This is a genomic window from Pseudomonas sp. NPDC087598 (assembly GCF_044743525.1).
In the GTDB taxonomy this organism is placed as follows: Bacteria; Pseudomonadota; Gammaproteobacteria; order Pseudomonadales; family Pseudomonadaceae; genus Aquipseudomonas.
Window position 1 is genome coordinate 83020 of record NZ_JBIUWQ010000003.1, and the last position, 25481, is coordinate 108500.

Sequence of the window (25481 nt, forward strand, 5' to 3'; positions counted from 1 at the left end):
AGGTGAGGAGGAGATTGCCTGAATGGACGCTATCGCTGGCAAGCCAGCTCCCACAGGTTGCGGGGGTGTTAAGGAGATTTAAGGTGTGTCAGGGGATGAGGATGACTTTGTCGCCGCTGCCCTGGTTGACGTCGGCATAGCGCGCCAGGCCTTCAGCCAACGGCGCCTCGACCAACCCTTGCGGCAATGGCAGCAAGCCTTCATCGAAGAAACGCCCGAACTGCTCGAGCATCGCCGCACAGGCTGCAACGCCATACAGCAGCGAGTTGATGCCGACCACCGAGCCACCCTTGCGGTACAACGCCAGTGCCGGCAACTGCACATGGCCATCCACCGGCGCAGCGATGATGGCGATGCGACCGAACGTGGCCAGTGCCGACACCGAGGCTGGCAACCAGAATCCAGTGGTATCAAAGATCACATCGGCGCCGCCGCGGTACACCGTATTGACCTGCGCGCCGAGGTCTTCGGGTTTGTCCAGTTGAATCGTCTGATAACCCTGCGCCTGCAAGTCCTTGACCTGCTCCGGCCGGCGCGCCGCTGCCAGCAATTGCGCACCGCGTACTTTCGCCAGCGCCAATGCTGCCGTGGCGACTGCACCGCCGCCGATCACCAGCAAACGGGTTTCAGCGGTGACGAGGCTGCGCTCCAGCGCATCCCACGCCGTGGTGTACGGCACACCGAGGCTGGCGGCCTGAGTGAAACTCAGGTGCGACGGTTTGTGCGCCACGCCGTCGGCCGGCAGTTTGACGAATTGCGCATGGGAACCGTCGGCGAAAAAACCCAACTCACGCCCGGTGCCCCAGACTTCCTGGCCGATCAACGCCTGCGGCCCTTCGACCACGACACCGGCGAAGTCACGACCGGGAATGCGTGGCAGCGTGGTGTAGGGGAAACGCCCAAGGACGTTTTTCACGTCGCTGGGATTCAGGCCGGCAGCCTTGATCTGCACCAGCACCTCATCGGCGCCCGGTACCGGCGTCGGCACCTCGACGTAGCGCAGGGAAGACAAGTCGCCGGTTTTATCGAATTGCAGTGCTTTCATGGACACATCCACCGAATGGGAAAAAGGAAACTCAGGACAGCCAGCCCGCCACCAGTTGCCGACCCATCGGCCACAACTGCTCACCGGCCAACATGCCGAGCAGACCGACCAGCGCAATCGCCGGCGGGGCTGGAGAACGAAAGTCCAGCGCGCCGTAGAGCAGGCCGACGCCCAGACCGATGGCCAGTGAAATCAGGTAGTTCATCGGAGAACTCCGCCGCGTGAAGGGAATGGGCAGAGTCTAGGGAAAGGCTGCAAAGGGTACCGGCCAAGGACTTCTGAATTTCGGCCAAGTCTCGCGTTCAAGTGAACACTGTGGCGAGGGAGCTTGCTCCCGCTGGACTGCGCAGCAGGCCCAAAAAATTGATCAGCGCAACCCTCTTTAAAACCAAAAACGAGGGCTGCTCCGCACCCCAGCGGGAGCAAGCTCCCTCGCCACAGGGATTGAGTACAGCCATATATGCGGTGTCTATTCCAAGACAAATTGCGACGGGGCGACGCCCAGCTCACGGCGGAACATGTCGCTGAAACTGCTCGGCGAATAACCCAGTTCACGGGCAATCACACTCACCGCCACGCCCTGGATCAACTCCGCCACAGCCGTCGCCAGTTGTACCTGCCGCCGCCATTCGGCGAAACCCATGCCGAGGCTGTCCTTGAACAACCGCGCCAGCGTGCGCACGCTGGCGCCGGCGTTTTCCGCGTGCTGTTCGAAGGGAATTTCCAGCGACGGTGATGCCATCACCGCCTGACACAGATTCATCAAGCGCCGATCGGAATCATCCGGCAGCGGAATCTTCAACTGTGAACGCCTTGCGCGTTTCAACTCCAGCAGCGCCAGCCCGACCAGCGCCTCGTAATACTCCGGCGCACCACTGTCGCCCTGCTCCACCAGGCCGACGATCAATTCGCGCAACAACCCACCGACCTCGATCACCTGCACCGTCTCATCCAGCGTCGCCGCCAGCGCCGGGCGCAGGTAGATATTGCGCATCTGCAAATCCGACACCACGCGAATCCCGTGCGGCACACCCGGCGGCAACCACACCGCCCGCTGCGGTGGCACCACCAAGGCCTCATGCGGCGTCTCGACCCACATCACCCCGCTCATCGCATACAACAACTGCCCCCAGACATGCTCATGCGGCTCGATAAACAGCCCACGCGGATAGGTGCGCGCCAGCGGTTGCACGGGCACATCGGTGTCACTCAGATCGGGGGGTGCGGCGAGGGCCATGGCGAGCATTCATTGGGGTTGGCGGAAGCGCCATGGTAACCAGTCGGCCATTTCGTCGCCAATGGCGAAAACCGTCGGACAATCCGAGTGAATTTTCCACGCGCGCTGCGATCCCTCTATTACCACAGGGAGGAATACGGGCTTTATGAACAACGCAAAACTCTACGTCATTGAATACACCCTTCACGGCACGCCCAAGTCGTTCATTATCCGCTCGGACAAAATGGACAACGCCGAGGCGTGGCACTGGGCGAGCTGCGACGCGGGAGTCGGTCGAATCCCGCGCTTCGGCCGCGAAAAAGTGCAGAAGACCAGCAAACCGATGGCGGAAAAATTCGGCGTCGAAAATGTTGTCTGGCGACCGACGAGCTAAGCTCACTGCGCGACCATCAGGATCATTCGGGGGAATGCACAGTGACTAACATCAGCAGTCCGGCGCAACTTGATTACGGCCTGGACACCTTGTTCGGACGCATCACCAAAAGCGTCGACTGTCGAGTGGGTCTGGAAGCCGTCGAAGATGATCCTTATTGTTTCGCCCTGCGGGTGCCGGCACCGTTACCGGAAAACCTCGACCAGGCGAAAACCGTGGTGGTTCGGGTTGATGGCAGGCGATTACAGGGCACAGTGCGGCATACCGAGCGACTGGATGATGAAAGTCTGAAACTGGAAGTGGAGCCTGAATAGGCTCCACTTTTTTATGGGCGATCGTCAGCCGTGGGCGCACTTACAGCCCTTGCTGGAGCACTCCTCACCATGTTCGTGGTGCTTGGCGCAGCCTTCGCAGCAGTAATGCTTGCCGTGGCGCGCAATCGGATGCTCACCGAGCTTGCACTTGCATTCAGGACAGTCACAGGTGCTATCAGAATTAACAGGCATGGGACAGACTCCTTGAGTGGTGGTTGTCTGGGGCTTGAATGGCAGCCCTGGGAAACAGTGTAGGACTATGTGAGCGGTCTCGTGCCGCGATGAAATCCCGTTCCAGCCAATCCTTCGCCATGAAGGCACATCCCTGAAGACAGCGGATGTGAACATCTCTATCTCTCTCATACAAATTATCAATCGATAACTTATTGCCTAAAATAATTTATCGACTGATAATTAATTCGTCACGCGAAGCTTAATCACTGCCAGGAGACTCCATGGGCGTCCTCAAGCTCGACCATTTCACCATTCGCACCGAACGCTGGGCAGAAACTGCCGAGTTCTTCGAACAAGTCATCGGCCTGACACCAGGTCCACGCCCGGGTTTTCTTTTTCCCGGCTGCTGGATGTATGCCGGCGGCCATCCGCTGCTGCACATTGCCAGTGTCACCGGCGATCAGAAGGACCTTCAGGTGTACCTCGGCGACAAGCAGGGCGGCTACGGTTCGGGGTCGCTCGACCACGTTTCGATGCGTTGCGAAGGGCTGGAACAGGTGCAGACGCGTCTGCAATCCATGGGGATCGTCTTTCGCGAGCGAGTCATTCCGCAGATTGGCGAGCACCAACTGTTCCTCGAGGATCCTAACGGCATCACCATCGAGATGATTTTCGATTATGCGCCGGGTAGCCGGATCGTTGGCCAAGCCATGCCGCACCTGGCGATCGGCACGTCTGAGGACGAATGCTGATGGCCGGCTTCAATCGCAGACAGTTCATTCACGCCTTGGCCGGTACTGCGCTTCTGGCGCCGTTGCTGGCTCGCGGCAATATCCTCGCGGAGAGCAAGACCATGGTACGACTCGGCGTCACTGATCTTTCCTTTCATCATGCCACTGGGGCCGTTGTGACCGCGGTATTGCAGCGCATGGGTTTTGCTGTAGAGCGTTCCTACGCACTGCACGAGGCCAACTTCGAACAACTGCGCGTGGGGTCAATCGACATGATTGCCTCAGCCTGGATTCCTTCCAGTCACGGGTTGTACAAGACCCGAGTCGAGGAGCAGGTCGCAACGCGGGAGCTTGGTTTGCATTACGCCCCCTATGCGCTGTGGGGGGTGCCTGACTACATCCCGGTGTCCGAGGTGGACTCGGTCGAAGACTTGCTCAAGCCGCAGGTCAAAGCGCAAATGCACAAGGCGATACAGGGCATCGGTCCGGGCGCGGGTATCACCCGTTTCTCCCTGCGAATGATGGACGATTACGGGCTCGCTGCGGCCGGCTACAGCTTTCGCACCGGCACCCAGGAAGAGTGTGTGGGCGCTTTCGAGAAACTGGTGCAGACCCAGCGCTGGGGAGTGGTGCCACTCTGGCATCCACAGTTTCTGCATTTTCGTCATCGCATACGCGACCTCAAGGATCCCAAAGGTCTGCTGGGTAGCGTCGACCGTGCGGTACTGCTGGCACGGGCCGACCGTCTGGATCACTTCACCGCTACGCAGATTCAGGTTCTGGACAACATTCGCCTGAGCAACGCCATCGTTGCCGAGCTTGATTACGCGATCAATCGCGACGGCAAAAGCGCAGACCAGGCGGCCATTCTCTGGCTGGATAAAAACCCACAGATGCTTGCCTCGTGGCTTGCCCCACTCGGCTGAGCAACAGAAAAAATCCCTCGGTATAGCGTCCAGGCGCGCCGTTGGCGCGCTTGACAATAAAAAAAGCACAGGACCTCACCATGAACACTCTCGACACACCCGAATTGCGTCTGCAAGCCCGCGGGCTGACCTTGCCAAGTCCGGCGCCGGCACTGGGAAATTATGTGCCCTGGAGCATTGTCGGCAATACGCTGATGACCTCCGGCCAGTTTCCCTGGATCGATGGCCAGTTGCAGTACCGCGGCCGTCTGGGCCGCGATCTGGATCTGGAACAAGGTTACGCGGCCTGTCGCCTGGCGGCGTTGAATGCCATTGCCCAACTCAAGGATGCAGTCGGTGAGTTGAGCCGCATTCGCCAGATCTACCGACTCGAAGGCGTGCTCAATGTCGCGGAGGATTTTTACGATCATCCCAAGGCACTGGATGGCGCTTCCGACCTGCTGGTCGACATTTTTGCCGAGCGCGCCCGGCATACACGAATGATCTGGTCCAACCCTGTCATGCCCATGGACGGCTTCTGCCTGGTCTACCTGTTTGCCGAAATAGACACGCAGTAATCGGGAGACAAAACCATGATTCAGGCCAATAAGCTGTTCTTCGCCAGTTGCCTGTCGCTGCTGGTCACTTCAATGATTTTCTCCATCCGCGCAGATGTGCTGCAGTCCATCAGCGCCGACTACCTGCTGTCCAACGCGATGATCGGATTGACGATTTCATCGGTGTTCTGGGGTTTCACCCTGGGCATTATTGGCTGCGCACTGATCGTCGATTTCGTGGGCATGAAGTGTCTGCATATTTTGTCGGGCGTGGGCTACTTGCTTGGGATTGCCTTGATTCTTTTGGCGCCGGCCAACAGCAGTGGTCAGCCGATCGACGATATTTTTGCAGCCAGCGGAACCACGGTGCTTTACCTCGGTTTTCTACTCACGGGGATCGCCCAAGGCGTCGTTGAAGGTGTGACCAACCCGCTGGTGGCCACGCTGTTCAAGCGTGACAAGCGACGCATGCTGACAAGGCTGCACGCCTGGTGGCCGATGGGTCTGATTGCTGGCGGTCTGATCGCCTGGGGGCTGGGGCAGCTCGGCCTGTCCTGGCAGGTCAAACTGGCGGTCGTCGGCGTGCCGACCCTCGGTTACCTGATGCTGGTCGTACCCTTGCAATACCCGAGTACGGAACGGGTAAGTGCAAGCGTATCCAGCCGCGATATGTTCGCCCAGATCAAGCGTCCGTTGTTCATCGTGCTGATGCTGCTGATGTGGGTGACGGCGGCCACCGAGTTGGCGCCGGATCAATGGTTCGCCAAGATCATGGTCGACCTCCTTCCGCAATTGGGCAGCAACAGCATCCTGTTACTGGTCTACACCGCAGGCCTGATGTTCATTCTTCGGCAATACGCTTCGGGCTGGATCTTCGCGCGGTATTCGCCGTTTGCCGTGCTGACCTTCAGTGCAGTACTGACGGCGGCAGGTCTACTGGGTCTGGGTTTGTCGGGGCGCAGCGGACTATCGGGCGGCTGGGGTGGCGCTGCCGCGCTGTTCTGCGTAACCGCATTCGGGGTGGGTAAAACCTTCTTCTGGCCGACGATGCTTGCGATTACCAGCGAGTTGCTACCCAAGGGCGGAGCTCTGCTGATCAACCTGATGGGCGGCGCGGGCATGCTATCGGTGATGGTGGCTGTGCCGACCATCGGTACCCTGATGGATCAATACGACACGGCCAGTGCCTTGTTGGTGGTGGCGTTGCTGCCAGGTTTACTGGTCTTCGCCTTTGCCGTTTTGTGGCTGGTCTTCAGTCGGCGAGGAGGCTACCGCCCGCACTTGCTCGAAACACCACACTGAGCAGTTACGCGTCCGCCGGTCATTGCTCCGCGAGCGTTGGATCGCAATGCAAGGCACCGTCCAGAAAAGTATTCACCCGGTGGGTAATCAGCTCGGTCAGATTCTCCGGGACGGCCATCTGATAGACCCACTTGCGTACCCCGAGGTAGAAGAAGCTGCTGTGGAACCCCCACAGCACTTCGATCTCGAGTGCCAGTTCATGTTCAGTCGGTGGCACGGCGAGTTGCCTCTGGTGACGCAATTCTTCATTGATCACCAGAAAGATATTCTCATGCAGGCGCTTGAGGTAGCGCTGGTTCAGCGCTGGATCCTGCAAGCCGGCATACAAGAAAATACGCACCCACTCATTGTTCAAAATGGTGCGGGTGTAGCCGATGAAATAATCAATCAGCCGTTCCCTGAGCGGGATTGTGCGATCTTTGAGTCGAGGCTCCAGATCAGGATCCCAGCGGTTCATGAACACCTGCTGGTATACCTGTTCGATCAAAAGCTGTTTGCTCGGGAAGTAGCGATAGAGCAAGGGCTGAGTAACCTGCAACCCCTGGGCAAGCTCCCGTGTCGTCAGGGCGAAACCTTTCTGGGCGAACAGGGTGATGGCCCGTTCGACCATTTGCTGCTGACGATCCTCCGCCGTGAGGTTCTTGCGACCGGCCATTGGCGCTTTGTGGGTATCGCTGATTTTTGCCATTGTCGACCTGTGCAATAACGGGTGTAGTAAGCGTGAAGCCATCATACGCGTTGGCGCCAGCACAGTGGAATTGTGGGCGCCACCTCGCTCAAACGTCCTGCCGCACACTGCTGCGATACATAAATACCAACGCCAGCGCCAGGCAGACCATCGCCAGGATCCGGCTGCCGGACAAATCGATGGCCGGGTTGCCGAGCCAGCCAAAATTATCGATCAACATACCCATGCCCAACTGCCCGACAATCACCGCCACCGTCGCCACTGCGGTGCCGACCCGAGGCACCGCGCCAACCATGACGATCATGTACACCACGCCGAACAGCGCACCACTGAGTTGCCATTTCGGCACGTCGAGCAAACTCACCGCGTGGGCCGGTTCGAAGAACAGGATCAGCAATCCGGTGACCAGCGCACCCACGGCAAACGTCAGCAAACTGCTGCGCAACACCCCAACGGTTTCACCCAGACGGCCATTGATCGCGGCCTGAACACTCAACACCGCGCCTGCCGCGACCACCACGGCCAACAAAATAATCAGATTCATCATCAACCCCGAGCTATCAGAACAAGTGCCGCGACAATCAGCAGCAGCGCCAGCCAACGTTCACCGTTGACCTTTTTCCGAACCGCGCCGAACCAGCCAAAATGGTCGATCAGCACGCTCTTGCCGACCTGTCCGGAGAGGATCGCGATCATGGTCATGGCAATGCCAATGTGCGGCGTGGCCAGGGTCAGCACCACCACGTAAACCGGCCCTAGAAAACCACCGATCAATTGCCAGCGCGGCAACGTGTTCAGCGCCGGCCCTTGTTGTGGGCCACTGAACAGCAACAGCAAAAACAGAATCGCCGAACCGACGCCAAAGATGCTCAAGGTCGCCCACAGATGCCCGACCTGCACACCCAACGGCCCGAGCAACCCCGCCTCCACCGACAAGCCCATGCCCGCCAAAATCACCAGCGGCAGCAACAACAGGCGCAATCCCGAGTTGCTCGCCGGTGCGCTGACACTCACCTCATCCAACGTCTGCATAAACAACATCCCACTCAAGTAAACGATGGCGCGGATTATCGGCTGGCGAAGCTGTGCGATAAATGGGAGCATCCGGACAACACTTTTGCGTAACTCGCACAGCAGGATGATTCATGCACGGACTCAACGAACTCGGATTCAAGGCACTCAGGCTGTTTGTGGCGGTGCTCGACCACGGCAGTTTTTCCGAAGTCGCCCGCCGCGAAGGCGTAGCGCCCTCCTCGATTTCCCGGCAGATCCAGTTGATGGAGCAGGCGCTGAACCAGCAATTGCTCTACCGCCACACCCGCGCCGTGACACCCACCGAAGCCGGGCGCATGCTCGGCCACCATGCGCGGCTGGTGCTGGTGCAACTGGAGGAAGCCGAACAGGCGTTGCAGGAACAGCAAAGTGAACCCACAGGTCTCGTACGCATCAACGCCCCGGTGGTGTTCGGTCAACGGCATCTGACGCCATGGCTGGGCAAGCTGTGCGCGCGGTATCCGAAGCTGCAACTGGATATTCAGCAAACCGACCACTACGTCGACCCGCTACAGGAAGGCGCCGATTTGCTGTTTCGCATCGGCCCGCTGCACGACTCGAGCATGCAGGCACGGATACTTGCGCCGCACCGTTTTCAGGTCGCAGCAAGCCCGGCTTACTTGAAACGTCATGGCACGCCGCAACACCCCGCCGATCTGGCGCTGCATCAGTGCCTGGCCTACAAAGGCGCGACCGGCCAGCAGCGCTGGTTTTTCCGTCAGGGTCAGGAAGACTGGACGCCGTATTCGGTGCGAGGCCCGATCACCGGCAACCACGCCGACACCCTGACCCAAGCCGCCGTACAGGGGCTGGGGCTGGTGATGTTTCCGTCGTGGCTGATCGGCGAAGCGGTGCGCGAAGGCACGCTGGTGCCAGTGCTGGGGGATTATCAGGTGTCGAACAGTCTGGAGCCGCAGCAGATTGCCGTGCTGTGGCCGGGGAGCCGGCGACTGTCGGTGAAGGTGCGCACGGTGATTGATTTCTTCATCGAATGCTTCGGCGAAATCCCCTACTGGGACAGACCTTGAGGCGCACACAAATCCAAATGTGGGAGCGAGCCTGCTCGCGAATGCGGTATGTCTGATATCACAGTGGTGACTGACACACAGCTTTCGCGATCAGGCTCGCTCCCACAGGGTTTTGTTTCGGGCCCCAAATCGCGTCAGATCCGGAACTGACCGACCAGTTTGCCCAAGCGCTGCCCCAACTCCGCCAGGCTGCGCGACGTCTGCGCGCCCTGTTGCGTTTCATCCGCCACGCTGTCCACCGCCACTGCAATCTGATGGACGCTGCGGTTGATCTCTTCCGCCACCGCCGTCTGCTCTTCCGCTGCACTGGCGATCTGCGCGTTCATCGAGTTGATCGTCGCAATCAACTCCGCCATCGCATCCAGCGACGCCCCGGCCTGATTGGCCTGCTGTGAGGTCCCGTCGCCCGCCTCGCTGGAACGACGCATCGCCTCGACCGCCGACTGCGTACCCGCCTGCAAGCGATCGATCATCCCCTGGATTTCCTGAGTACTGATCTGCGTACGACTGGCCAGCGCCCGCACCTCATCGGCCACCACCGCAAACCCGCGCCCGGCTTCACCGGCCCGCGCTGCTTCGATCGCTGCGTTCAGTGCCAGCAGATTGGTCTGCTCGGCAATCGAACGAATCACCCCGAGCACGCCGACAATCGAGCTGACGTCCTGCTGCAAACTGTCCAGCGACACACCGCTGCTGCGGATGTCATCGACCAGTGCATGGATTTGTTTGATGCTGCCGGCCACCACCCGTTTCGCGCTCTGCCCTTCTTCATCGGTCTGCTGGGCAGCGACGGCGGCGTTTTGCGCACTCTTGGCGACTTCCTGGGCGGCGGCGGACATTTCGTTGATTGCCGTGGCCACTTGATCGGTTTCGTGACGCTGACGCTCCATCGCCTGATCGGAACGCTGGGCCTGATCCGACACCTGTGTCACCAGCCCGGTCAGTTGTGTGGTCATCTCGGTGATCTGCCGCACCAGACCGTGAATCTTGTCGACGAAACGGTTGAACGAGCCGGCCAGTTCGCCGAGTTCGTCCTGGCTGGTGATGTTCAGGCGACGGGTCAGATCGCCCTCGCCCGCCGCGATGTCATCAAGGTTGGCTTTCATCAGGGTCAGCGGACGCAAGATGGTATTGGCCAGCAGCATCCCCGCCGCCGCAATCACCAACAGTACCACCACGGCCACGCCGACGATGCTCAGCACCACGCCTTGCATGCGTTCCTGCACTTGCGCTTCAACCAGCGCGACTTGCGCTTCGATGCCGTCGAGATTCACCGAGGTACCCACGGCCATGTCCCACTTCGCCAGGTATTCGGTGTAGCCGAGTTTCGGCACCAGCACCTGAGCATTACCGGGCAACGGCGAACTGTATTGCAGGTAGTGGGTGCCGTCCTTGGCCACGCTGACCAGACCGCGATTGACGTAAACGCCGTTCGGATCGCGGTTGTCCTTGAAGCTTTTGCCAACGCCTTCAGGGTCATTGGCCTTGAACAGGCGCACGGTCTCGGAGTCGTAGCCGAAGAAGTAGCCGTCCTTGCCATAACGAATGCCCGAAAGCAGTTTGATCGCTTGCGCACGTGCCTCGGCGTCACCGGGAGCGGCAGCGTCGTACAGGGGTTTGATCGTGGTCATGGCCACGGCGACGTAACTTTGCAGGGTGGCTTTGGCATCGCTGAGCAGGCGCTCGCGGGTCTGATCGACCTCTTTGTGCGCCTGTTCCTGGAGGATGAACAGCGTGGTCAGGCTGATGACCAGCGCGAAGAGCAATACCGGGAGGACGGCAAGGGACAGGACTTTGGCCTTGAGACTCAAGCGCATTTCGGGGGCTCACTCTTTTGGTTTTATTGGCGTGGTTAAAGGCTTTAACGGCACACCAAAGCAAAAGTTGAGTTGAACGGACACCCAAAACCCTGTGGGAGCGGGCTTGCCCGCGATGGCGGTGTGTCAGACACATGGATATTGCCTGATCTGACGCCATCGCTGGCAAGCCAGCTCCCACAGGTTTCAGTGTTTAGAGGACCATCGCGGCCACCCAGCCGAATGCCAGCAACGGCAAGTTGTAGTGCAGGAACGTTGGCACCACGGTGTCCCAGATGTGGTGATGCTGGCCGTCGATGTTCAGGCCGGAGGTCGGGCCGAGGGTCGAGTCCGAGGCTGGCGAACCGGCGTCGCCCAGTGCGCCGGCCGTGCCGACGATGCAGACGATGGCCAACGGGCTGAAGCCCAGTTGCACGCACAGCGGTACGAAAATCGCCGCCAGAATCGGCACGGTGGAGAACGACGAACCGATGCCCATGGTCACCAGCAACCCCACCAGCAACATCAGCAACGCGCCGACAGCCTTGCTGTGATTGATCCACGACGCCGACGACTCGACCAGCGTCTGCACTTCGCCGGTGGCCTTCATCACTTCGGCAAAACCGGACGCGGCGATCATGATGAAACCGATCATCGCCATCATCTTCATGCCTTCAGTGAACAGGTCATCGGTCTCGCGCCACTTGACGATGCCGGACACCGAAAAGATCAGGAAGCCGGCCAGCGCACCGATAATCATCGAGTCCAGCAACAACTGAACGATGAACGCCGCCGCGATGGCCACCCCGGCAATCATCAGGCTCATCGGGTTGTACTGCACCGCGACCTGCTCGACCTGCTCGATCTTCGTCAGGTCGTACACACGTTTTTTGCGGTAGCTGATGAACGCCATCGCCAGACCGAACACCATGCCCAGCGCCGGAATGCCCATGGCGTGGGTGACATTGATCCCGCTGATGTCGACGCCGCTGCGCGCAACGTTGGCCAGCAGAATCTCATTGAGGAAGATGTTGCCGAAGCCCACCGGCAGAAACATGTACGGGGTGATCAGGCCAAAGGTCATGACGCAGGCAATCAAGCGGCGATCCAGTTGCAATTTGGTCAGCACATATAGAAGTGGCGGCACCAGCAGCGGAATGAACGCAATGTGGATCGGCAGGATGTTCTGCGAGGCAATCGCCACCACCCATAACAGGCCGATCAGCAGCCATTTGACGCTGCCGCCTCCGGTGCTGTGCTGCCGGTCGACCATCGCCAGAGCCCGGTCGGCCAGCGCGTGGGCCAGGCCGGACTTGGCGATCGCCACGGCGAAAGCGCCGAGCAGCGCGTAGGACAACGCCACGGTCGCGCCGCCACCCAGGCCGCTGTTGAACGCCTTGAGCGTGGCGTCGATGCCCAGACCACCGGTCAGGCCGCCGACCAGCGCACCGACGATCAAAGCGATCACCACGTGCACGCGGGACAGGCTGAGGATCAGCATGACGCCGACTGCTGCAATGACTGCATTCATTTCACTACCTCAAAAACACTGCGGTGGAAAAATCACCGCCAGACAGGATGAGTCCGCCAATGGAGTACCGGCGGATTTGCAAAGAGGGTCTTATTAGAAGGGCGCGCACTGTGCCGCAGAGTGGCGGCGGTGTCAAAACAACAGGCAAGACTGGCTATAAACCTGTGGCGAGGGAGCTTGCTCCCGCTCGGCTGCGCAGCAGCCGCAAACCCATCGTCTTCGGTCTGTCTGGATACCCGCATTCGCAGGTTTTGGGGGGCTTCGCCCCCAGCGGGAGCAAGCTCCCTCGCCACAGGCTGTGCATGAACGCAAAAAGGGGATTCCAGCCACAACATGCGGCAATTCGCCATATTGTGTTTCAAGGATAAAGAAAGCCGAAACGCGGCCGTTACAGTGCAAAGTCTCAGATATTTATCGAATAAGGACGTCTCCATGTCGCTCAGACAACTTTCCATCCAATGGAAAATCACCCTGCTCGCCGGACTTTGCCTGGCCGGTATCGTGACCCTGTTGGTGGGTCTTTCGCTGTACCGCATGGAGCACAGTTCCGAACTGGTGAAGGCTTCCAGCATGGAGATGCTCACCGAATCGGCGCAGGCGCGCATCGAATCCCAGGGCGAAGTGCAAGCCGCCGGTATTCGCCAGCAGTTCATGGACGCCTATCAGTACGGCCACGGTTTCTCGCGTCAGGTGCTGTTCCTGCGTGAACAGGCCGAAAAGCGCTTCCTCGACGCCTTCGACCTGCGTGAAGACATGACCCGTCAGGTCAAATCCGCCCTGCAAGCCAACCCCGACCTGCTCGGCCTGTCGCTGGTGTTCGAAGCCAACGCACTGGACGGCAAAGACGAACTGTTCGCCGGGCAAGCGGAGCTCGGCAGCAACGACAAGGGCCGTTTCGCCCTGTACTGGTCGCAACCGACGCCAGGCAAAATCACCTCGATGGCCCTGCCGGAAAGCGACATGGCCGACACCAGCACTGGCCCTAGCGGTCAGGCCGCCAACGCCTGGTTCACCTGCCCGCGCACCACGCTCAAACCGTGCGTGATCGAACCGTACTTCTATGTGATCGATGGCCAGAACGTGCTGATGACCAGCATCGTCTTCCCGCTGGTGGTCAACGGCAAAGTCATTGCCTCGCTGTCGGTCGACATCAACCTCAACAGCCTGCAATCGATCAGTCAGAGCGCGAGCAAAAAGCTCTATGACGGTCAGACCGCCGTGAGCATCATCAGCCCCACCGGCCTGCTCGCCGGCTACAGTCCGGACGCCGGCAAACTGAGCAAGCGTCTCGACGCCATCGACACCACCAGCGGCGCCGAACTGCTGCGCCAACTGGCCGCAAGCACCAGCGTTTCCAGCCTGCACAGCAACGGCCAGTTGAAAGTGCTGTCGCCGTTCCAGCCGATTCCCGGCGGTCCGTCTTGGGCGGTGTTGCTCGATGTACCGGAAAAAGTCCTGGTGGCGCGCGCCGAAGCGCTCAAGCAGCAACTGGATGCGAGCAACAACTCGGGCACTTTGATCGAGCTGAGTCTGGGCGTGCTGGCCGCGCTGATCGGCCTGTTGCTGGTGTGGCTGATGGCACGCAGTGTGACCAGACCGATCCTCGGCGTGGCAAACATGCTCGAAGACATCGCCAGCGGTGAAGGTGATCTGACCCGCCGTCTGGCCTACGACAAGAAGGACGAGCTCGGTCAGTTGGCCGGCTGGTTCAACAAGTTCCTCGACAAGTTGCAGCCGATCATCGCTGAGGTAAAACGCTCGGTGCAGGACGCACGCAACACGGCCGACCAGTCCTCGGCCATCGCCACCCAGACCAGCGCCGGCATGGAGCAGCAATACCGTCAGGTCGATCAGGTCGCCACCGCCTCTCACGAAATGAGCGCCACCGCGCAAGACGTCGCTCGCAGTGCCGCCCAGGCTGCCGAAGCGGCCAAGGATGCCGACCGCGCCACCCGCCAGGGTCTGACCGTGATCGACCGCACCACCGCGAGCATCGACACCCTCGCCGCTGACATGAGCGCGGCGATGATCCAGGTTGAAGGCCTCGCCGCCAACAGCGAGAAGATCGGCGCCGTGCTGGAAACCATCCGCGCCATCGCCGAGCAGACCAACCTGCTGGCGCTCAACGCCGCGATTGAAGCGGCCCGCGCCGGTGAAGCCGGACGCGGTTTTGCCGTGGTCGCCGACGAAGTCCGCAACCTCGCCCGCCGCACGCAAGAGTCGGTGGAAGAAACCCGTCAGGTGATCGAGCAACTGCAAACCGGCACGCAAGACGTGGTCGGTTCGATGGGCAACAGCCATCGTCAGGCGCAGGGCAGCGTTGAACAGGTCGGCCAAGCGGTAACCGCGCTGCGCCAGATCGGCGATGCGGTGACAGTGATCAGCGACATGAACCTGCAGATCGCCAGTGCGGCCGAGGAACAGAGCGCGGTGGCTGAGGAGATCAATAACAACGTGGCGACGATTCGTGATGTGACGGAGTCGTTGTCCGGGCAGGCGAATGAATCGGCGCGGGTGAGCCAGTCGCTCAATAGCCTGGCGAATCAGCAGCAGAGTCTGATGGATCAGTTCCGCGTCTGACGGCCCATTGCAAAACCCAATGTGGGAGCGAGCCTGCTCGCGAAAGCGGTGTGTCAGTGAACGATGATGTGTCTGACCCACCGCATTCGCGAGCAGGCTCGCTCCCACAAGGGATTGGTGGTGTTTGGGTGATCAGCGTTTAGGCAGCTCGATCACCACCTTCAACCCGCCCCACTCACTCTCGCCCAGCACCAGCAACCCGCCCCACGTGTCGACGATGTCGCGCACAATCCCCAATCCCAGGCCATGCCCGTGGGTCTGTTCATCCAGCCGCGTTCCCCGGCTGAACACCTGAGCGCGTTGTTCCTCGGGAATCCCCGGGCCGTCATCTTCCACGCTCAGGGCAAAACCGTCCGTACGCTCAATCACACTCAAGCGCACCTCGGCATCCGCCCATTTGCAGGCGTTGTCCAGCAGGTTGCCCAAAAGCTCCAGCAAATCCTCACGGTCCCACGGCAATTGCAGACCCGGCGGCGCGACGTAACTCAGCGCTAGGTGTTCGCCATGAATCATGTTCAACGTCGCCAGCAATCCCGGCAGTTCTGCATCGCAGTCGAACAATGCGCCGGGCAATGCATCACCAGACAGTCGCGCCCGGTTCAGTTCGCGGTTAAGCCGTTGCTGCACTTGCTCCAGTTGTTCCTTGAGGATCTTGCGCAGCTCGGGGTGGCCGTCGAGTTTCTCGCTCGACGCCAGACTCAACAGCACCGCCAACGGTGTTTTCAGCGCATGCCCCAGATTGCCCAGCGCATTGCGTGAACGCTTGAGGCTGTCTTCGGTGTGTGCGAGCAAATGGTTGATCTGCGCCACCAACGGTTCCAGCTCCACCGGCACCTGATCATCGAGTTGCGAACGCTGGCCCTGCTGCAATTGCGCAATCTGCTCGCGGGCCTTTTCCAGCGGTTTCAACGCGCGGCGCACGGTCAGGCGTTGCAGAAACAGAATCAGCAGCAGCCCGCCCAGGCCCAGGCCGAGACCAATCTGGCGCATACGCTGAAAGCTCTCGCGCACCGGCGTGTAATCCTGCGCCACGCTGATCGAGATCGACTGCCCCAAACGCCGATAGTCCGAACGCAGCACCAGCAACTGCTGACCGTCCGGGCCCAATTGCAGATTGCTGTGCAGACCGGGATGTTCGAGCAGCGGCAGATCCTGATCCCACAACGAGCGCGAACGCCAATGACTGTCGGCGAAATCGATACGGAAGTAATGCCCGGAAAATGGTCGCTGATAGGCCGGCGACAGGTGCCGCTCATCCAGTTGCAAGCCTTGCGGCCCACGCACCAGAGCCACCAACAGGCTTTCACTGTCGTTGCGCAATCCGGCTTCGAGATAACGCTGCAACCCCACCTCAAACAACCACAGGCTGGTCTGCGCCAGCACCAGGCCGACGACCACCATGACGCTGATCAACCCCAGGCTCAAACGGCGCTGGATTGACCTCACGAAGCTTGCCCGCCGAACAGGTAACCCTGACCACGACGGGTTTCAATCACGCTTTTGCCGAGCTTGCGGCGCAGGTGATTGACGTGGACTTCGAGGACATTGGAGTCACGCTCGGTTTCGCCGTCGTAGAGGTGTTCGGCGAGGTGGCTTTTCGAAAGGATCTGCTCCGGGTGGAGCATGAAATAACGCAGCAGACGGAACTCGGCGGCGGTCAGTTGAATGTCGGCACCGTCGCGGGTCACGCACTGACGGCCCTCGTCCAGATGCAGGCCGGCAGCCTTGAGCGTTGGTTGATTGGCCTGGCCCTTGGAGCGGCGCAGCAGCGACTGAACGCGCAGGTGCAGTTCTTCCGGATGGAACGGTTTGGTCAGGTAATCATCGGCACCGGCCTTCAAACCTTCGATGCGCTCGGCCCAGGAATCGCGCGCGGTCAAAATGATCACCGGCGTTGCCAGGCCGCCCGCACGCCACTGCGCCAGCACCTCAAGCCCCGGCACACCGGGCAGGCCAAGGTCGAGGATGATCAGGTCATAAGGCTCACTGCTGCCCTGATACACCGCATCGCGGCCGTCGGCCAGCCAATCCACCGCGTAGCCTTGACGTTGCAGGCCGGCGATCAGTTCGTCGGCCAGTGGCACGTGGTCTTCCACCAGAAGCAAACGCATCGATCAATCTTCCTTGTCTTTCACAAGTTCGCCGGTATCGGCCTTCAAGTGCAGTTCACGGGCGACACCCTCGACCGTCAGCAACTCGACTTCGTAAATGTACACGTCGTGTTTTTCTTCCAGCTCGACTTCCAGCAGTTTCGCGCCGGGATAGCGATCCATGGCCTGCTGCAGCACTCGTTCCAGCGGCAGAATCACGCCGTTCTGGCGCAGTTTCATGGCTTCGTCCGGGCCGAGGTCGCGGGCCATCGCCGCCGAGCAGAAAATCACAAGCGCCAACGCAGTGCGGCTGGTGGCGCGAACATTAACCTTCATTACGTATCCTGATGATCCTTGAGAATCCGCCCAGTCACCGCGTCTAATTCCAGATCCCACTCCAGCCCTTGCGGATCACGCATTTCGATCTGGTAGATGTACTTGCCGTACTGTTCTTCCAGCTCGGTATCAGTGATCTCGGAGCCCGGGTGTTTGGTCAGTGCCGTGGCATTGAGCTTCTCGAAGGAGACGATAGTACCAGCGTCGCGCAGCCGCAGGGCTTCATCCGGCCCCAGATCACGAGCATGGGCGAAGCTGGCGGTCAGGCCGAGGATCGAGGCGAGGGACAGGGCAGTCAGGGTTTTCATGGGTGTCTCCGTATTTTTATGTGTTGCTTACGGTCGGCACCTTAGCGGGATGAACTTAACTGAAACTGAATTGCCATCATTGCCCCAGAGCAACACCAGATCTGTTGAATCATGCAAAACCCTGTGGGAGCGGGCTTGCCCGCGATAGCGTTCTTTCAGCCACAGAGATGCCAGCTGTCCCGCCGTCATCGCGGGCAAGCCCGCTCCCACAGGGTTCAACGGTTCGCCTATAATCCTTCGCTTGCTAACGATCGAGACCGGTATGACCGCCATCCACATCAAGTTCCCCGCCCTCACCCTCAAGGCTGGCCCACGGGCCATGGCGCGCATTCGTGCCCAGGGCCTGAACGCCGCCGACGTCGGCACCCTGCCCGGCGCGGCCGGTGGGCCGAAGGCGTTGGGGATTCAGGGGCTGGATCTGGCGCTGTTCGGTGAGTGGCTGCCGAGTGCACCGCGCGAACGATCTCTGATCGGTGCGTCGGTCGGTTCCTGGCGTTTCGCCAGCGCCTGCCTGCCGGATGCGGCCGAAGGCATCCGCCGTCTCGGGCAGTTGTACGCCGAGCAGAACTTCAACAAAGGCGTGACCATGGCCGAGATCAGCCAGAGCTCACAGCGCATGCTCAATGACCTGCTCGATGGCCGCGACGCCAGCATCCTCGGCAACGCCGATTACCGCTTGAACATCATGGTGGTGAAAAGCCACGGACGTCTGGCCGACGACCACCGCGGTCGCCTGGGGCTGGCGCTCGGTTCGGTGATCGCCGACAACCTGCGGGGCCGCGCACGGCTGTCGCGACACTTCGAACGGTTGATCATCCACGATCCGCGCCTGGCGCCGCCGGTGCATGCGTTGAACGACTTCCCGTCACGCTTCGTCGCACTGAATGCCGGTAACCTGCGTCAGGCGCTATTGGCTTCAGGTTCTATCCCCATGGTCATGGAAGGCGTGCGCGACTTGCCCGGCGCCGGTGTCGGCACGTTCCGCGATGGCGGCCTGCTCGACTATCACCTCGACCTGCCCTACAGCGGCGACGGCATCGTGCTTTATCCGCATTTCACCGATCGGGTGATTCCGGGCTGGTTCGACAAGACCCTGCCGTGGCGCCGCGCCTCGACCGAGCGCTTGCAGGACGTGCTGCTGCTCGCGCCTTCGAAGGAATATCTGGCGCGCCTGCCCTACGGCAAACTGCCCGACCGTAACGACTTCAAGCGCTTCATGGGTGACGCCCCGAGCCGCCAGAAATACTGGCACGCGGCGATGGACGAAAGCCGCCGACTGGGCGACGAGTTTTTGGAACTGGCTGCCAACGGTCGCCTCGCCGAGCGCCTGCTGACCCTTTAGTCAGTGTTTTGCCCAGAGCTCTGGTAAACTCGCCGCCTGCCCGAATCGCTGCGGCGAACGCCATCTGAACAGAGCCAAAAATACTGTGGAAATCTTCAAGGAATTTACTTTCGAATCCGCCCACCGCCTGCCGCACGTCCCGGACGGCCACAAATGCGGACGCTTGCACGGTCACTCGTTCAAAGTGGCGATTCACCTGAGCGGCGACCTCGATCCGCACACTGGCTGGATCCGTGATTTCTCCGAGATCAAGGCGATTTTCAAGCCGCTGTACGAGCGTCTCGATCACAACTACCTGAACGACATTCCCGGCCTGGAAAACCCGACCAGCGAAGTGCTGGCCAAATTCATCTGGAATGAATTGAAGCCACTGCTGCCGGAACTGAGCGCCATCCGCATTCACGAGACGTGCACCAGCGGCTGCATCTATCGCGGCGAGTGATCCAGTAACCCCGAATTCCCCTGTGGGAGCGAGCCTGCTCGCGAAAGCGGATTATCAGCCGACATTGATATCGACTGACACGCCCTCTTCGCGAGCAGGCTCGCTCCCACAAGGAAACAGTGATTTGCCAGAGAACAGCCTTCACGGCTGTTTTTTTATGCCTATGCTTTTTGGCTCAAACCCGCCAAGAGGACAGGCCCATGACGGACTGGCTGCTGGATCAGGTCTTTGACTTCAACGGGCACACCGTGCGCCATGCCGTGCGCGGCGACGGTCCGGCGCTGGTGTTTGTGCATGGCACGCCGTTCTCGTCGTACGTGTGGCACCGCATCGCCCCGCACTTTTTCGCCACACACCGGGTGCACTATTTCGATCTGCTCGGTTACGGGCGCTCCGAACAGCCGGACGCCGATGTCTCCCTCGGGGTGCAGAACGAGCTGTTGGCGCAACTGCTCGAGCACTGGCAACTCGACCGTCCGGACGTCGTCGCCCATGACTTCGGCGGTGCCACGGCATTGCGCACACACCTGCTCAACGGCAAGGATTACCGCAGCCTGACGCTGATCGACCCGGTCGCGCTGACGCCCTGGGGCTCACCGTTCGTGCAGCATGTGCGCCAGCACGAAGCGGCGTTCAGCGGCCTGCCGGATTACATCCAGCGCGCCATCGTGCCGACCTACATTCGTGGAGCGATTCATCGGGATATTCCCGATGAAGAACTGGCGCCCTATGTGCAGCCGTGGCTCGGCGATCCGGGGCAAGCGGCGTTCTATCGGCAGATCGCGCAGATGGACGAGCGCTACACCCGTGAGCCCGAACCGCTGTACCCGAGCATCCGCTGCCCGGTGCAGATTCTCTGGGGTGAAGACGATCAGTGGATCCCCATCGAACGCGGCCGCGCCCTGCACCAGTTGATCCCCGGTTCGCAATTTCACGCCATCGCCAACGCCGGCCACCTCGTCCAGGAAGACGCCCCGGAAGCCATCGTCGCCGCCCTGCTCCGCTTCCTCTAACCCCACCAAATCCCTTGTGGGAGCGAGCCTGCTCGCGAAAGCGGTTCATCAGTCACCGCAGATGTCATCTGAGGCTCCGCCTTCGCGAGCAGGCTCGCTCCCACATTGGGCTCGGGTGCATTCAGTTGCACCGCTTTCGCGCCAATCCATGTGTCTCGTCTATACATAACCCGCGCCACCCGGCATTTGGCACGACCACTGCAACCTCTCCCGCGTCTTCCCCTTCCAGCAAAGGACCGCCCCATGACGCAGAACGATCCCGGCAACGATTACCCCCTCAGCGAAGTCCCGATGCACGCGCGTAAAGGCCTGGCCTCGACCGCCATGGTGTTACTGGGATTCACATTCTTCACCGCAACCATGTTTGCCGGCGGCAAGCTCGGCGTGGCATTCAGTTTCAGCGAGATGATGGCGGTGATCATCGTCGGCAATCTGCTGCTCGGCCTGTACGCGGCGGGCCTCGGTTACATCGCCTTCAAAAGCGGCCTCAACTCGGTGCTGATGGGCCGTTTCTGTTTCGGCGAAGTCGGCAGCAAGCTCAGCGACCTGATCCTCGGCTTCACCCAGATCGGCTGGTACGCCTGGGGCACCGCGACGGCTGCCGTGGTGATTGGCAAATACTTCGAACTCGATGAAGGCACCGTGCTCGGCTTGATGGTGCTGTTCGGCCTGATGTTCTGCGCCACGGCTTACGTCGGCTATCGCGGACTGGAAATTCTGTCGTACATCGCGGTGCCGGCGATGATGTTGCTGCTGATGCTGTCAATGTGGGTGGCGACGGTGAAGGTCGGTGGCTTCGAAGGTTTGCTCAGTGTGGTGCCAACGGCGTCGATGGACTGGTCAACGGCGATCACGCTGGTGTTCGGCACCTTCGTCAGCGGCGCGACGCAAGCCACCAACTGGACGCGGTTTTCCCGTTCGGCACGGGTGGCGGTGCTGGCCAGCCTGATCGGTTTCTTTATCGGCAACGGTTTGATGGTGCTGATCGGTGCCTACGGCGCCATCGTCTATCAACAGCCGGACGTGGTTGAAGTGTTGCTGCTGCAAGGTTTCGCCATGGCCGCGATGGCGATGTTATTGCTGAACATCTGGAGCACTCAGGACAACACCATCTACAACTTCGCCGTCGCCGGCTGCAACCTGCTGCGCACCAGCCGACGTAAAACCGTGACCCTGGCTGGCGCGGTGATCGGCACCCTGCTCGCCCTGCTGGGCATGTACGACATGCTGGTGCCGTATCTGATATTGCTGGGCACAGTGATTCCGCCGATTGGCGGGGTGATCATGGCCGACTTTTTCTACCGCTGGCGCGGCCACTATCCGCGCCTGGCCGACGCCCGGCTGCCGGCGTTCAACTGGCCGGGGCTCGGGGCTTACGCGGTCGGCACCGTTGCCGCGTTCAGTTCGCCGTGGGTCGCGCCGCTGGTAGGCATTGCCGCTGCCGCGCTAACGTATGTCATCGTCACCGGCCTGCTCGGCGCCCGCAGCGCCAGTTCGCCACTACAAGACCTATAAAAAAGGATTCGCCTGATGCACATCATCAACGCCCGACTGCGCAACCAGGACGGTTTGCACGAATTGCACCTTGAAGACGGGCTGATCCGCAGCATCGCCCGCCAGACCGAAGCCCCGACTCTGGGCCGCGACGACCTCGACGCCGGCGGCAATCTGGTCGTGCCGCCCTTCGTCGAACCGCACATCCACCTCGACGCCACCCTCACCGCTGGCGAGCCACGCTGGAACATGAGCGGCACGCTGTTCGAAGGCATCGAATGTTGGGGCGAGCGCAAAGTCACCATCACCGAAGAAGACACCAAAAACCGCGCCAAAAAGACCATTCAGACGCTGGCCGCCCACGGCATCCAGCATGTGCGCACCCACGTCGATGTCACCGACCCGCAACTCACCGCACTGAAAGCCATGCTCGAAGTGCGTGAGGAAAGCCGTCACCTGATCGACCTGCAAATCGTCGCATTCCCGCAGGAAGGCATCGAGTCGTTCCGTAATGGCCGTGAGCTGATGGAGGAAGCGATCCGCATGGGCGCCGACGTGGTTGGCGGGATTCCGCATTTCGAATACACCCGCGATCAAGGCGTCAGCTCGGTGAAGTTCCTGATGGACCTGGCCGAGCGCACCGGTTGCCTCGTCGATGTGCATTGCGATGAAACCGATGACCCGCATTCGCGCTTTCTCGAAGTGCTTGCCGAAGAAGCACGCAGCCGCGACATGGGGGCATTGGTCACCGCCAGTCACACTACGGCGATGGGTTCTTACGACAACGCCTACTGCGCCAAACTGTTCCGCCTGCTCGGCCATTCCGGGATCAGTTTTGTCTCCTGCCCGACCGAGAGCATTCACCTGCAAGGACGCTTCGACAACTTCCCGAAACGCCGTGGCGTGACCCGCGTCAACGAACTGCTCGAAGCCGGCATGAACGTGTGTTTCGGCCAGGACTCAATCGTCGATCCGTGGTATCCGCTGGGCAACGGCAACATCCTCCGCGTCCTCGAAGCCGGGCTGCACATCTGCCACATGCTCGGCTACCGCAACCTGCAAAGTGCGCTGGATCTGGTGACCGACAACAGCGCCAAAGCCATGCATCTGGGCGAACGTTACGGCCTGGAACAGGGACGCCCGGCGAACCTGCTGATTCTGTCGGCGGACAGCGATTACGAGGTGATCCGCAGCCAGGGCCTGCCGCTGTATTCGATTCGTGGCGGTGAGGTGTTGATGAAGCGGCAGATGCCGGTGGTGGAGTTCGTCTAAGGTATAGAAGTCGGCGTCGCAACGGCGCCGATTCACTCCACTTCGATGGACGCTCTTTCATGCTGAAGTTCGTGCGTAGTTGATCAGCCGCCATCCTCATTCGCTTGAGGACTCGCCATGAAACACAACCCTCTCTCCACTCCGATGGCCACGCTGTACGCCGAAGGCCGCCATACCTTTATCGAGCTGGTGCCCGACGGCGGTGCCCGTCTCGATGCCTTGTTTCATACCGTGCCCGCACTGGGCGAACTGGCCGTCGGCGTTGTGTACGGGCATCTGCATGCTCGTCCCGGCCTCGACCCGCGCCTGCGTGAGGCGGTGTCCTTCGCTGCGATCGTGGCCTCGGGCATGGTTGGCCCACCGTTGAGCGTACACCTCAAGACCGGGCTGGCCTCGGGATTGGCGCCCGGTGAAATGACCGAAGTGCTGTTGCAGGCTTCGGCATTCGCGGGGTTCCCCCGGGCAGTGAGTGCGGCCGAGCAACTCAATCGACTGTTCGACGAGGCCGGCCTGACCTCACCGCCTGCACCGACGCCGCGTGAACTCGCCCTGGCGTTCTGTGAGCAAGTACGCGACGGCCACGCGCCGATACCGGTCAGCGCAGCGGTGAAACGCCAGTTGAAGCATGCGCGGAGCCTGTCGCTGCTGGCGTCTTCGGCGCATTCGGTCATCGTTGAGTGTTTTGAAGAGCAGCCCGATCCACAGGCGTTGCTGCGACTGAAAGTCGAAGGAGACCGAGTAACGAGCGTGACATTGTTCAAGGCTCACTGACCCTGCCACGCCCTCCTACAGGGGTCAGGCAATCTGGTGGGCTGTGCCGAACAGGCTGACGCGCAGCAATTGCCCATTGGCCTCTTCCAGCAGAATCGGCGCCGTGCCGCCGGGCATGACGACGTGTACGGCGCCTGCCGCGACCCAACCGACCCGCCACGCTGCCGAGGCCACCGCGCTGGCGCTGGTGCCCGAGGACGCAGTCGGGCCTTCGCCGCGCTCAAACACGCGCGCGACAATCCGTTGCTCTGATTCGCGCGCGGCCCACTGCAGATTGATGCCCGCCGGGCAGGGTTGTCCGGTGCCGGTCGGCATGGCGTAGGCGATTCGGGTCAGGTCTTCGTTCAGTGGTGATTCACGCATTCTCTCGTAAGTGGGCAACGCGGTCTTGTCGCCGAGCAGTGTCACGCAATGCGGATTGCCGATGCGCACGAACTGACTGTGGCGCCATGCAGGATCGAGTTGCGCCAAGGGTTGCACATGACTCACCTCCCGACCGTTCAAATCGACACTTTCGACGTTCTGCGCGCCCACGGAAAACGGCCCGAAACCGGGCTGACCGAGATCCAGCCAAAAACCTTTTACCTCATCGACTTCAGCCGGTTTCACCGAGGTTTCCACCGGGTCACCCTTGTCATGATGCACCCGCAACAGCGCGCCCTCCTCCGGCAGTAAACCTTGCTCGGTCAGTGCCTGAGAAAAAATCGTCAGGCCGTTGCCACTGCGCTCGGCAAGCGTGCCGTCGGTGTTGACGATCAACACATCGAACGGTGGCGAAATCTGGAACGGGCCGATCAGCAGGCCGTCACTGCGGTGGGATTTACTGTTCGCTGGCCGCTGACCTTCTGGCCAGTCACAGCAAAGCCTCACCGCTGCCTCACTCCACGCCTGCCGCGATGACGCGCATTCAGCGGCGTTGGCTGGCAAATCAACGCCCGCCTCGCGCAATGCTCTGGGTAAAATCACCCCGTAGATATTGCCCCTTGCATCGTAGAACTGCGTCATCACCCTTCTTCCCTGCTGCCATAGAAGTCCACTGTAAACTGCGATCCCTTGTAGGAGCGAGCCTGCTCGCGATAGCGGTGTGTCAGTCGACATT

The 25481-nt window shown here is 60.7% G+C and carries 27 protein-coding genes and 3 pseudogenes; 15 read left to right on the top strand and 15 right to left on the bottom strand.

Going from position 1 to position 25481, the window contains the following annotated elements; translation table 11 throughout:
- Positions 1–88: 88 nt before the first annotated feature.
- The 3 genes from ACIOWE_RS02825 to ACIOWE_RS02835 form a co-directional block, all read right to left on the bottom strand.
- On the bottom strand, positions 89–1045 hold the full coding sequence (locus tag ACIOWE_RS02825; RefSeq protein WP_401387109.1) for a zinc-binding alcohol dehydrogenase family protein: 957 nt from the start codon (positions 1043–1045) through the stop codon (positions 89–91).
- 31 nt (positions 1046–1076) lie between these two features.
- Positions 1077–1250 carry a DUF1427 family protein gene (locus tag ACIOWE_RS02830; RefSeq protein WP_007969534.1) on the bottom strand — a complete coding sequence of 58 codons (174 nt, stop codon included), beginning with the start codon at positions 1248–1250 and terminating at the stop codon, positions 1077–1079.
- 264 nt (positions 1251–1514) lie between these two features.
- Positions 1515–2291: an AraC family transcriptional regulator gene (locus ACIOWE_RS02835; RefSeq protein WP_401387112.1), complete on the bottom strand. Its 777-nt coding sequence runs from the start codon at positions 2289–2291 to the stop codon at positions 1515–1517.
- Positions 2292–2427: 136 nt separating this feature from the next.
- On the opposite strand from ACIOWE_RS02835, the gene ACIOWE_RS02840 reads away from it, so the two are divergent.
- Together ACIOWE_RS02840 and ACIOWE_RS02845 are read left to right on the top strand one after the other, a co-directional pair.
- Positions 2428–2655 (top strand): DUF6555 family protein, encoded by a 228-nt coding sequence (locus ACIOWE_RS02840; RefSeq protein WP_008081484.1) that lies wholly within the window; start codon positions 2428–2430, stop codon positions 2653–2655.
- Between the two features lie 41 nt (positions 2656–2696).
- Complete coding sequence (locus tag ACIOWE_RS02845) at positions 2697–2969, top strand: hypothetical protein (protein ID WP_401387114.1); 273 nt, start codon at positions 2697–2699, stop codon at positions 2967–2969.
- A 24-nt stretch (positions 2970–2993) separates the two neighbouring features.
- Here the strand turns inward: ACIOWE_RS02845 and ACIOWE_RS02850 are convergent, their stop codons facing one another.
- The gene (locus ACIOWE_RS02850) at positions 2994–3161 is read right to left on the bottom strand and encodes a metallothionein (protein ID WP_401387117.1); all 168 of its coding nucleotides are present in this window, start codon (positions 3159–3161) and stop codon (positions 2994–2996) included.
- 263 nt (positions 3162–3424) lie between these two features.
- On the opposite strand from ACIOWE_RS02850, the gene ACIOWE_RS02855 reads away from it, so the two are divergent.
- The 4 genes from ACIOWE_RS02855 to ACIOWE_RS02870 all read left to right on the top strand — a co-directional run bounded on the left by ACIOWE_RS02855 (position 3425) and on the right by ACIOWE_RS02870 (position 6638).
- Entirely contained in the window at positions 3425–3895 is a 471-nt protein-coding gene (locus ACIOWE_RS02855) for a VOC family protein (RefSeq protein ID WP_401387120.1), read from the top strand.
- Positions 3895–4800 carry a glycine betaine ABC transporter substrate-binding protein gene (locus ACIOWE_RS02860; RefSeq protein ID WP_401387122.1) on the top strand — a complete coding sequence of 302 codons (906 nt, stop codon included), beginning with the start codon at positions 3895–3897 and terminating at the stop codon, positions 4798–4800. The genes ACIOWE_RS02855 and ACIOWE_RS02860 overlap by 1 nt, the downstream gene beginning before the upstream one ends.
- Before the next feature lie 80 nt (positions 4801–4880).
- The gene (locus ACIOWE_RS02865) at positions 4881–5357 is read left to right on the top strand and encodes an Atu1372/SO_1960 family protein (RefSeq protein ID WP_201233094.1); all 477 of its coding nucleotides are present in this window, start codon (positions 4881–4883) and stop codon (positions 5355–5357) included.
- Between the two features lie 15 nt (positions 5358–5372).
- Positions 5373–6638, top strand: a complete 1266-nt coding sequence (locus ACIOWE_RS02870) for an MFS transporter (RefSeq protein ID WP_401387127.1) — start codon at positions 5373–5375, stop codon at positions 6636–6638.
- Positions 6639–6657: 19 nt separating this feature from the next.
- Here the strand turns inward: ACIOWE_RS02870 and ACIOWE_RS02875 are convergent, their stop codons facing one another.
- The 3 genes from ACIOWE_RS02875 to ACIOWE_RS02885 all read right to left on the bottom strand — a co-directional run bounded on the left by ACIOWE_RS02875 (position 6658) and on the right by ACIOWE_RS02885 (position 8358).
- On the bottom strand, positions 6658–7293 hold the full coding sequence (locus ACIOWE_RS02875) for a TetR/AcrR family transcriptional regulator (protein ID WP_401387130.1): 636 nt from the start codon (positions 7291–7293) through the stop codon (positions 6658–6660).
- A 121-nt stretch (positions 7294–7414) separates the two neighbouring features.
- The gene (locus tag ACIOWE_RS02880; RefSeq protein ID WP_401387132.1) at positions 7415–7873 is read right to left on the bottom strand and encodes a DMT family transporter; all 459 of its coding nucleotides are present in this window, start codon (positions 7871–7873) and stop codon (positions 7415–7417) included.
- Positions 7873–8358 carry a DMT family transporter gene (locus ACIOWE_RS02885; protein ID WP_401387135.1) on the bottom strand — a complete coding sequence of 162 codons (486 nt, stop codon included), beginning with the start codon at positions 8356–8358 and terminating at the stop codon, positions 7873–7875. Before ACIOWE_RS02885 ends, ACIOWE_RS02880 begins: the two co-directional genes overlap by 1 nt.
- A 113-nt stretch (positions 8359–8471) precedes the next feature.
- Between ACIOWE_RS02885 and ACIOWE_RS02890 the strand changes: the two genes are divergently transcribed.
- Positions 8472–9407 (top strand): LysR family transcriptional regulator, encoded by a 936-nt coding sequence (locus tag ACIOWE_RS02890; protein WP_401387138.1) that lies wholly within the window; start codon positions 8472–8474, stop codon positions 9405–9407.
- 134 nt (positions 9408–9541) lie between these two features.
- On the opposite strand, the gene ACIOWE_RS02895 is transcribed toward ACIOWE_RS02890, so the two are convergent.
- The 3 genes and pseudogenes from ACIOWE_RS02895 to ACIOWE_RS02905 all read right to left on the bottom strand — a co-directional run bounded on the left by ACIOWE_RS02895 (position 9542) and on the right by ACIOWE_RS02905 (position 12734).
- A complete protein-coding gene (locus tag ACIOWE_RS02895; RefSeq protein ID WP_401387440.1) occupies positions 9542–10363 on the bottom strand; it encodes a methyl-accepting chemotaxis protein in 822 nt (273 codons plus the stop codon).
- Positions 10364–10447: 84 nt separating this feature from the next.
- Positions 10448–11224, bottom strand: a pseudogene (locus ACIOWE_RS02900) (cache domain-containing protein); the annotation flags it as partial.
- Positions 11225–11417: 193 nt separating this feature from the next.
- Positions 11418–12734 carry a Na+/H+ antiporter family protein gene (locus ACIOWE_RS02905; RefSeq protein WP_201237526.1) on the bottom strand — a complete coding sequence of 439 codons (1317 nt, stop codon included), beginning with the start codon at positions 12732–12734 and terminating at the stop codon, positions 11418–11420.
- A gap of 753 nt (positions 12735–13487) precedes the next feature.
- On the opposite strand from ACIOWE_RS02905, the pseudogene ACIOWE_RS02910 reads away from it, so the two are divergent.
- Together ACIOWE_RS02910 and ACIOWE_RS02915 are read left to right on the top strand one after the other, a co-directional pair.
- Positions 13488–14456: pseudogene (locus tag ACIOWE_RS02910) on the top strand (HAMP domain-containing protein); the annotation flags it as partial.
- A 264-nt stretch (positions 14457–14720) separates the two neighbouring features.
- A pseudogene (locus ACIOWE_RS02915) lies at positions 14721–15314 on the top strand (methyl-accepting chemotaxis protein); the annotation flags it as partial.
- Between the two features lie 132 nt (positions 15315–15446).
- Here the strand turns inward: ACIOWE_RS02915 and ACIOWE_RS02920 are convergent.
- From ACIOWE_RS02920 to ACIOWE_RS02935, 4 genes are read right to left on the bottom strand one after another with little or no spacing between them, the layout of a single operon-like run.
- On the bottom strand, positions 15447–16760 hold the full coding sequence (locus ACIOWE_RS02920) for a sensor histidine kinase (protein ID WP_401387142.1): 1314 nt from the start codon (positions 16758–16760) through the stop codon (positions 15447–15449).
- Positions 16757–17425 carry a response regulator transcription factor gene (locus tag ACIOWE_RS02925; RefSeq protein WP_201237523.1) on the bottom strand — a complete coding sequence of 223 codons (669 nt, stop codon included), beginning with the start codon at positions 17423–17425 and terminating at the stop codon, positions 16757–16759. The genes ACIOWE_RS02920 and ACIOWE_RS02925 overlap by 4 nt, the downstream gene beginning before the upstream one ends.
- Positions 17426–17428: 3 nt before the next feature.
- Positions 17429–17740 (bottom strand): PepSY domain-containing protein, encoded by a 312-nt coding sequence (locus ACIOWE_RS02930; protein WP_201237522.1) that lies wholly within the window; start codon positions 17738–17740, stop codon positions 17429–17431.
- Positions 17740–18048, bottom strand: a complete 309-nt coding sequence (locus tag ACIOWE_RS02935; protein WP_401387144.1) for a PepSY domain-containing protein — start codon at positions 18046–18048, stop codon at positions 17740–17742. Before ACIOWE_RS02935 ends, ACIOWE_RS02930 begins: the two co-directional genes overlap by 1 nt.
- 262 nt (positions 18049–18310) lie before the next feature.
- Between ACIOWE_RS02935 and ACIOWE_RS02940 the strand changes: the two genes are divergently transcribed.
- The 6 genes from ACIOWE_RS02940 to ACIOWE_RS02965 all read left to right on the top strand — a co-directional run bounded on the left by ACIOWE_RS02940 (position 18311) and on the right by ACIOWE_RS02965 (position 24382).
- Entirely contained in the window at positions 18311–19390 is a 1080-nt protein-coding gene (locus tag ACIOWE_RS02940; RefSeq protein ID WP_401387146.1) for a patatin-like phospholipase family protein, read from the top strand.
- Between the two features lie 85 nt (positions 19391–19475).
- Positions 19476–19832, top strand: a complete 357-nt coding sequence (gene queD, locus ACIOWE_RS02945; protein ID WP_007955941.1) for a 6-carboxytetrahydropterin synthase QueD — start codon at positions 19476–19478, stop codon at positions 19830–19832.
- Between the two features lie 200 nt (positions 19833–20032).
- On the top strand, positions 20033–20845 hold the full coding sequence (locus tag ACIOWE_RS02950; RefSeq protein WP_401387149.1) for an alpha/beta fold hydrolase: 813 nt from the start codon (positions 20033–20035) through the stop codon (positions 20843–20845).
- 243 nt (positions 20846–21088) lie between these two features.
- Positions 21089–22360: a cytosine permease gene (codB, locus tag ACIOWE_RS02955; RefSeq protein WP_401387152.1), complete on the top strand. Its 1272-nt coding sequence runs from the start codon at positions 21089–21091 to the stop codon at positions 22358–22360.
- A 15-nt stretch (positions 22361–22375) separates the two neighbouring features.
- Entirely contained in the window at positions 22376–23611 is a 1236-nt protein-coding gene (gene codA / locus ACIOWE_RS02960; RefSeq protein WP_401387155.1) for a cytosine deaminase, read from the top strand.
- Between the two features lie 117 nt (positions 23612–23728).
- Complete coding sequence (locus ACIOWE_RS02965; protein WP_201237516.1) at positions 23729–24382, top strand: carboxymuconolactone decarboxylase family protein; 654 nt, start codon at positions 23729–23731, stop codon at positions 24380–24382.
- Between the two features lie 24 nt (positions 24383–24406).
- Here the strand turns inward: ACIOWE_RS02965 and ACIOWE_RS02970 are convergent, their stop codons facing one another.
- Positions 24407–25387 (bottom strand): diaminopimelate epimerase, encoded by a 981-nt coding sequence (locus ACIOWE_RS02970; protein ID WP_401387158.1) that lies wholly within the window; start codon positions 25385–25387, stop codon positions 24407–24409.
- Between the last annotated feature and the right edge of the window lie 94 nt (positions 25388–25481).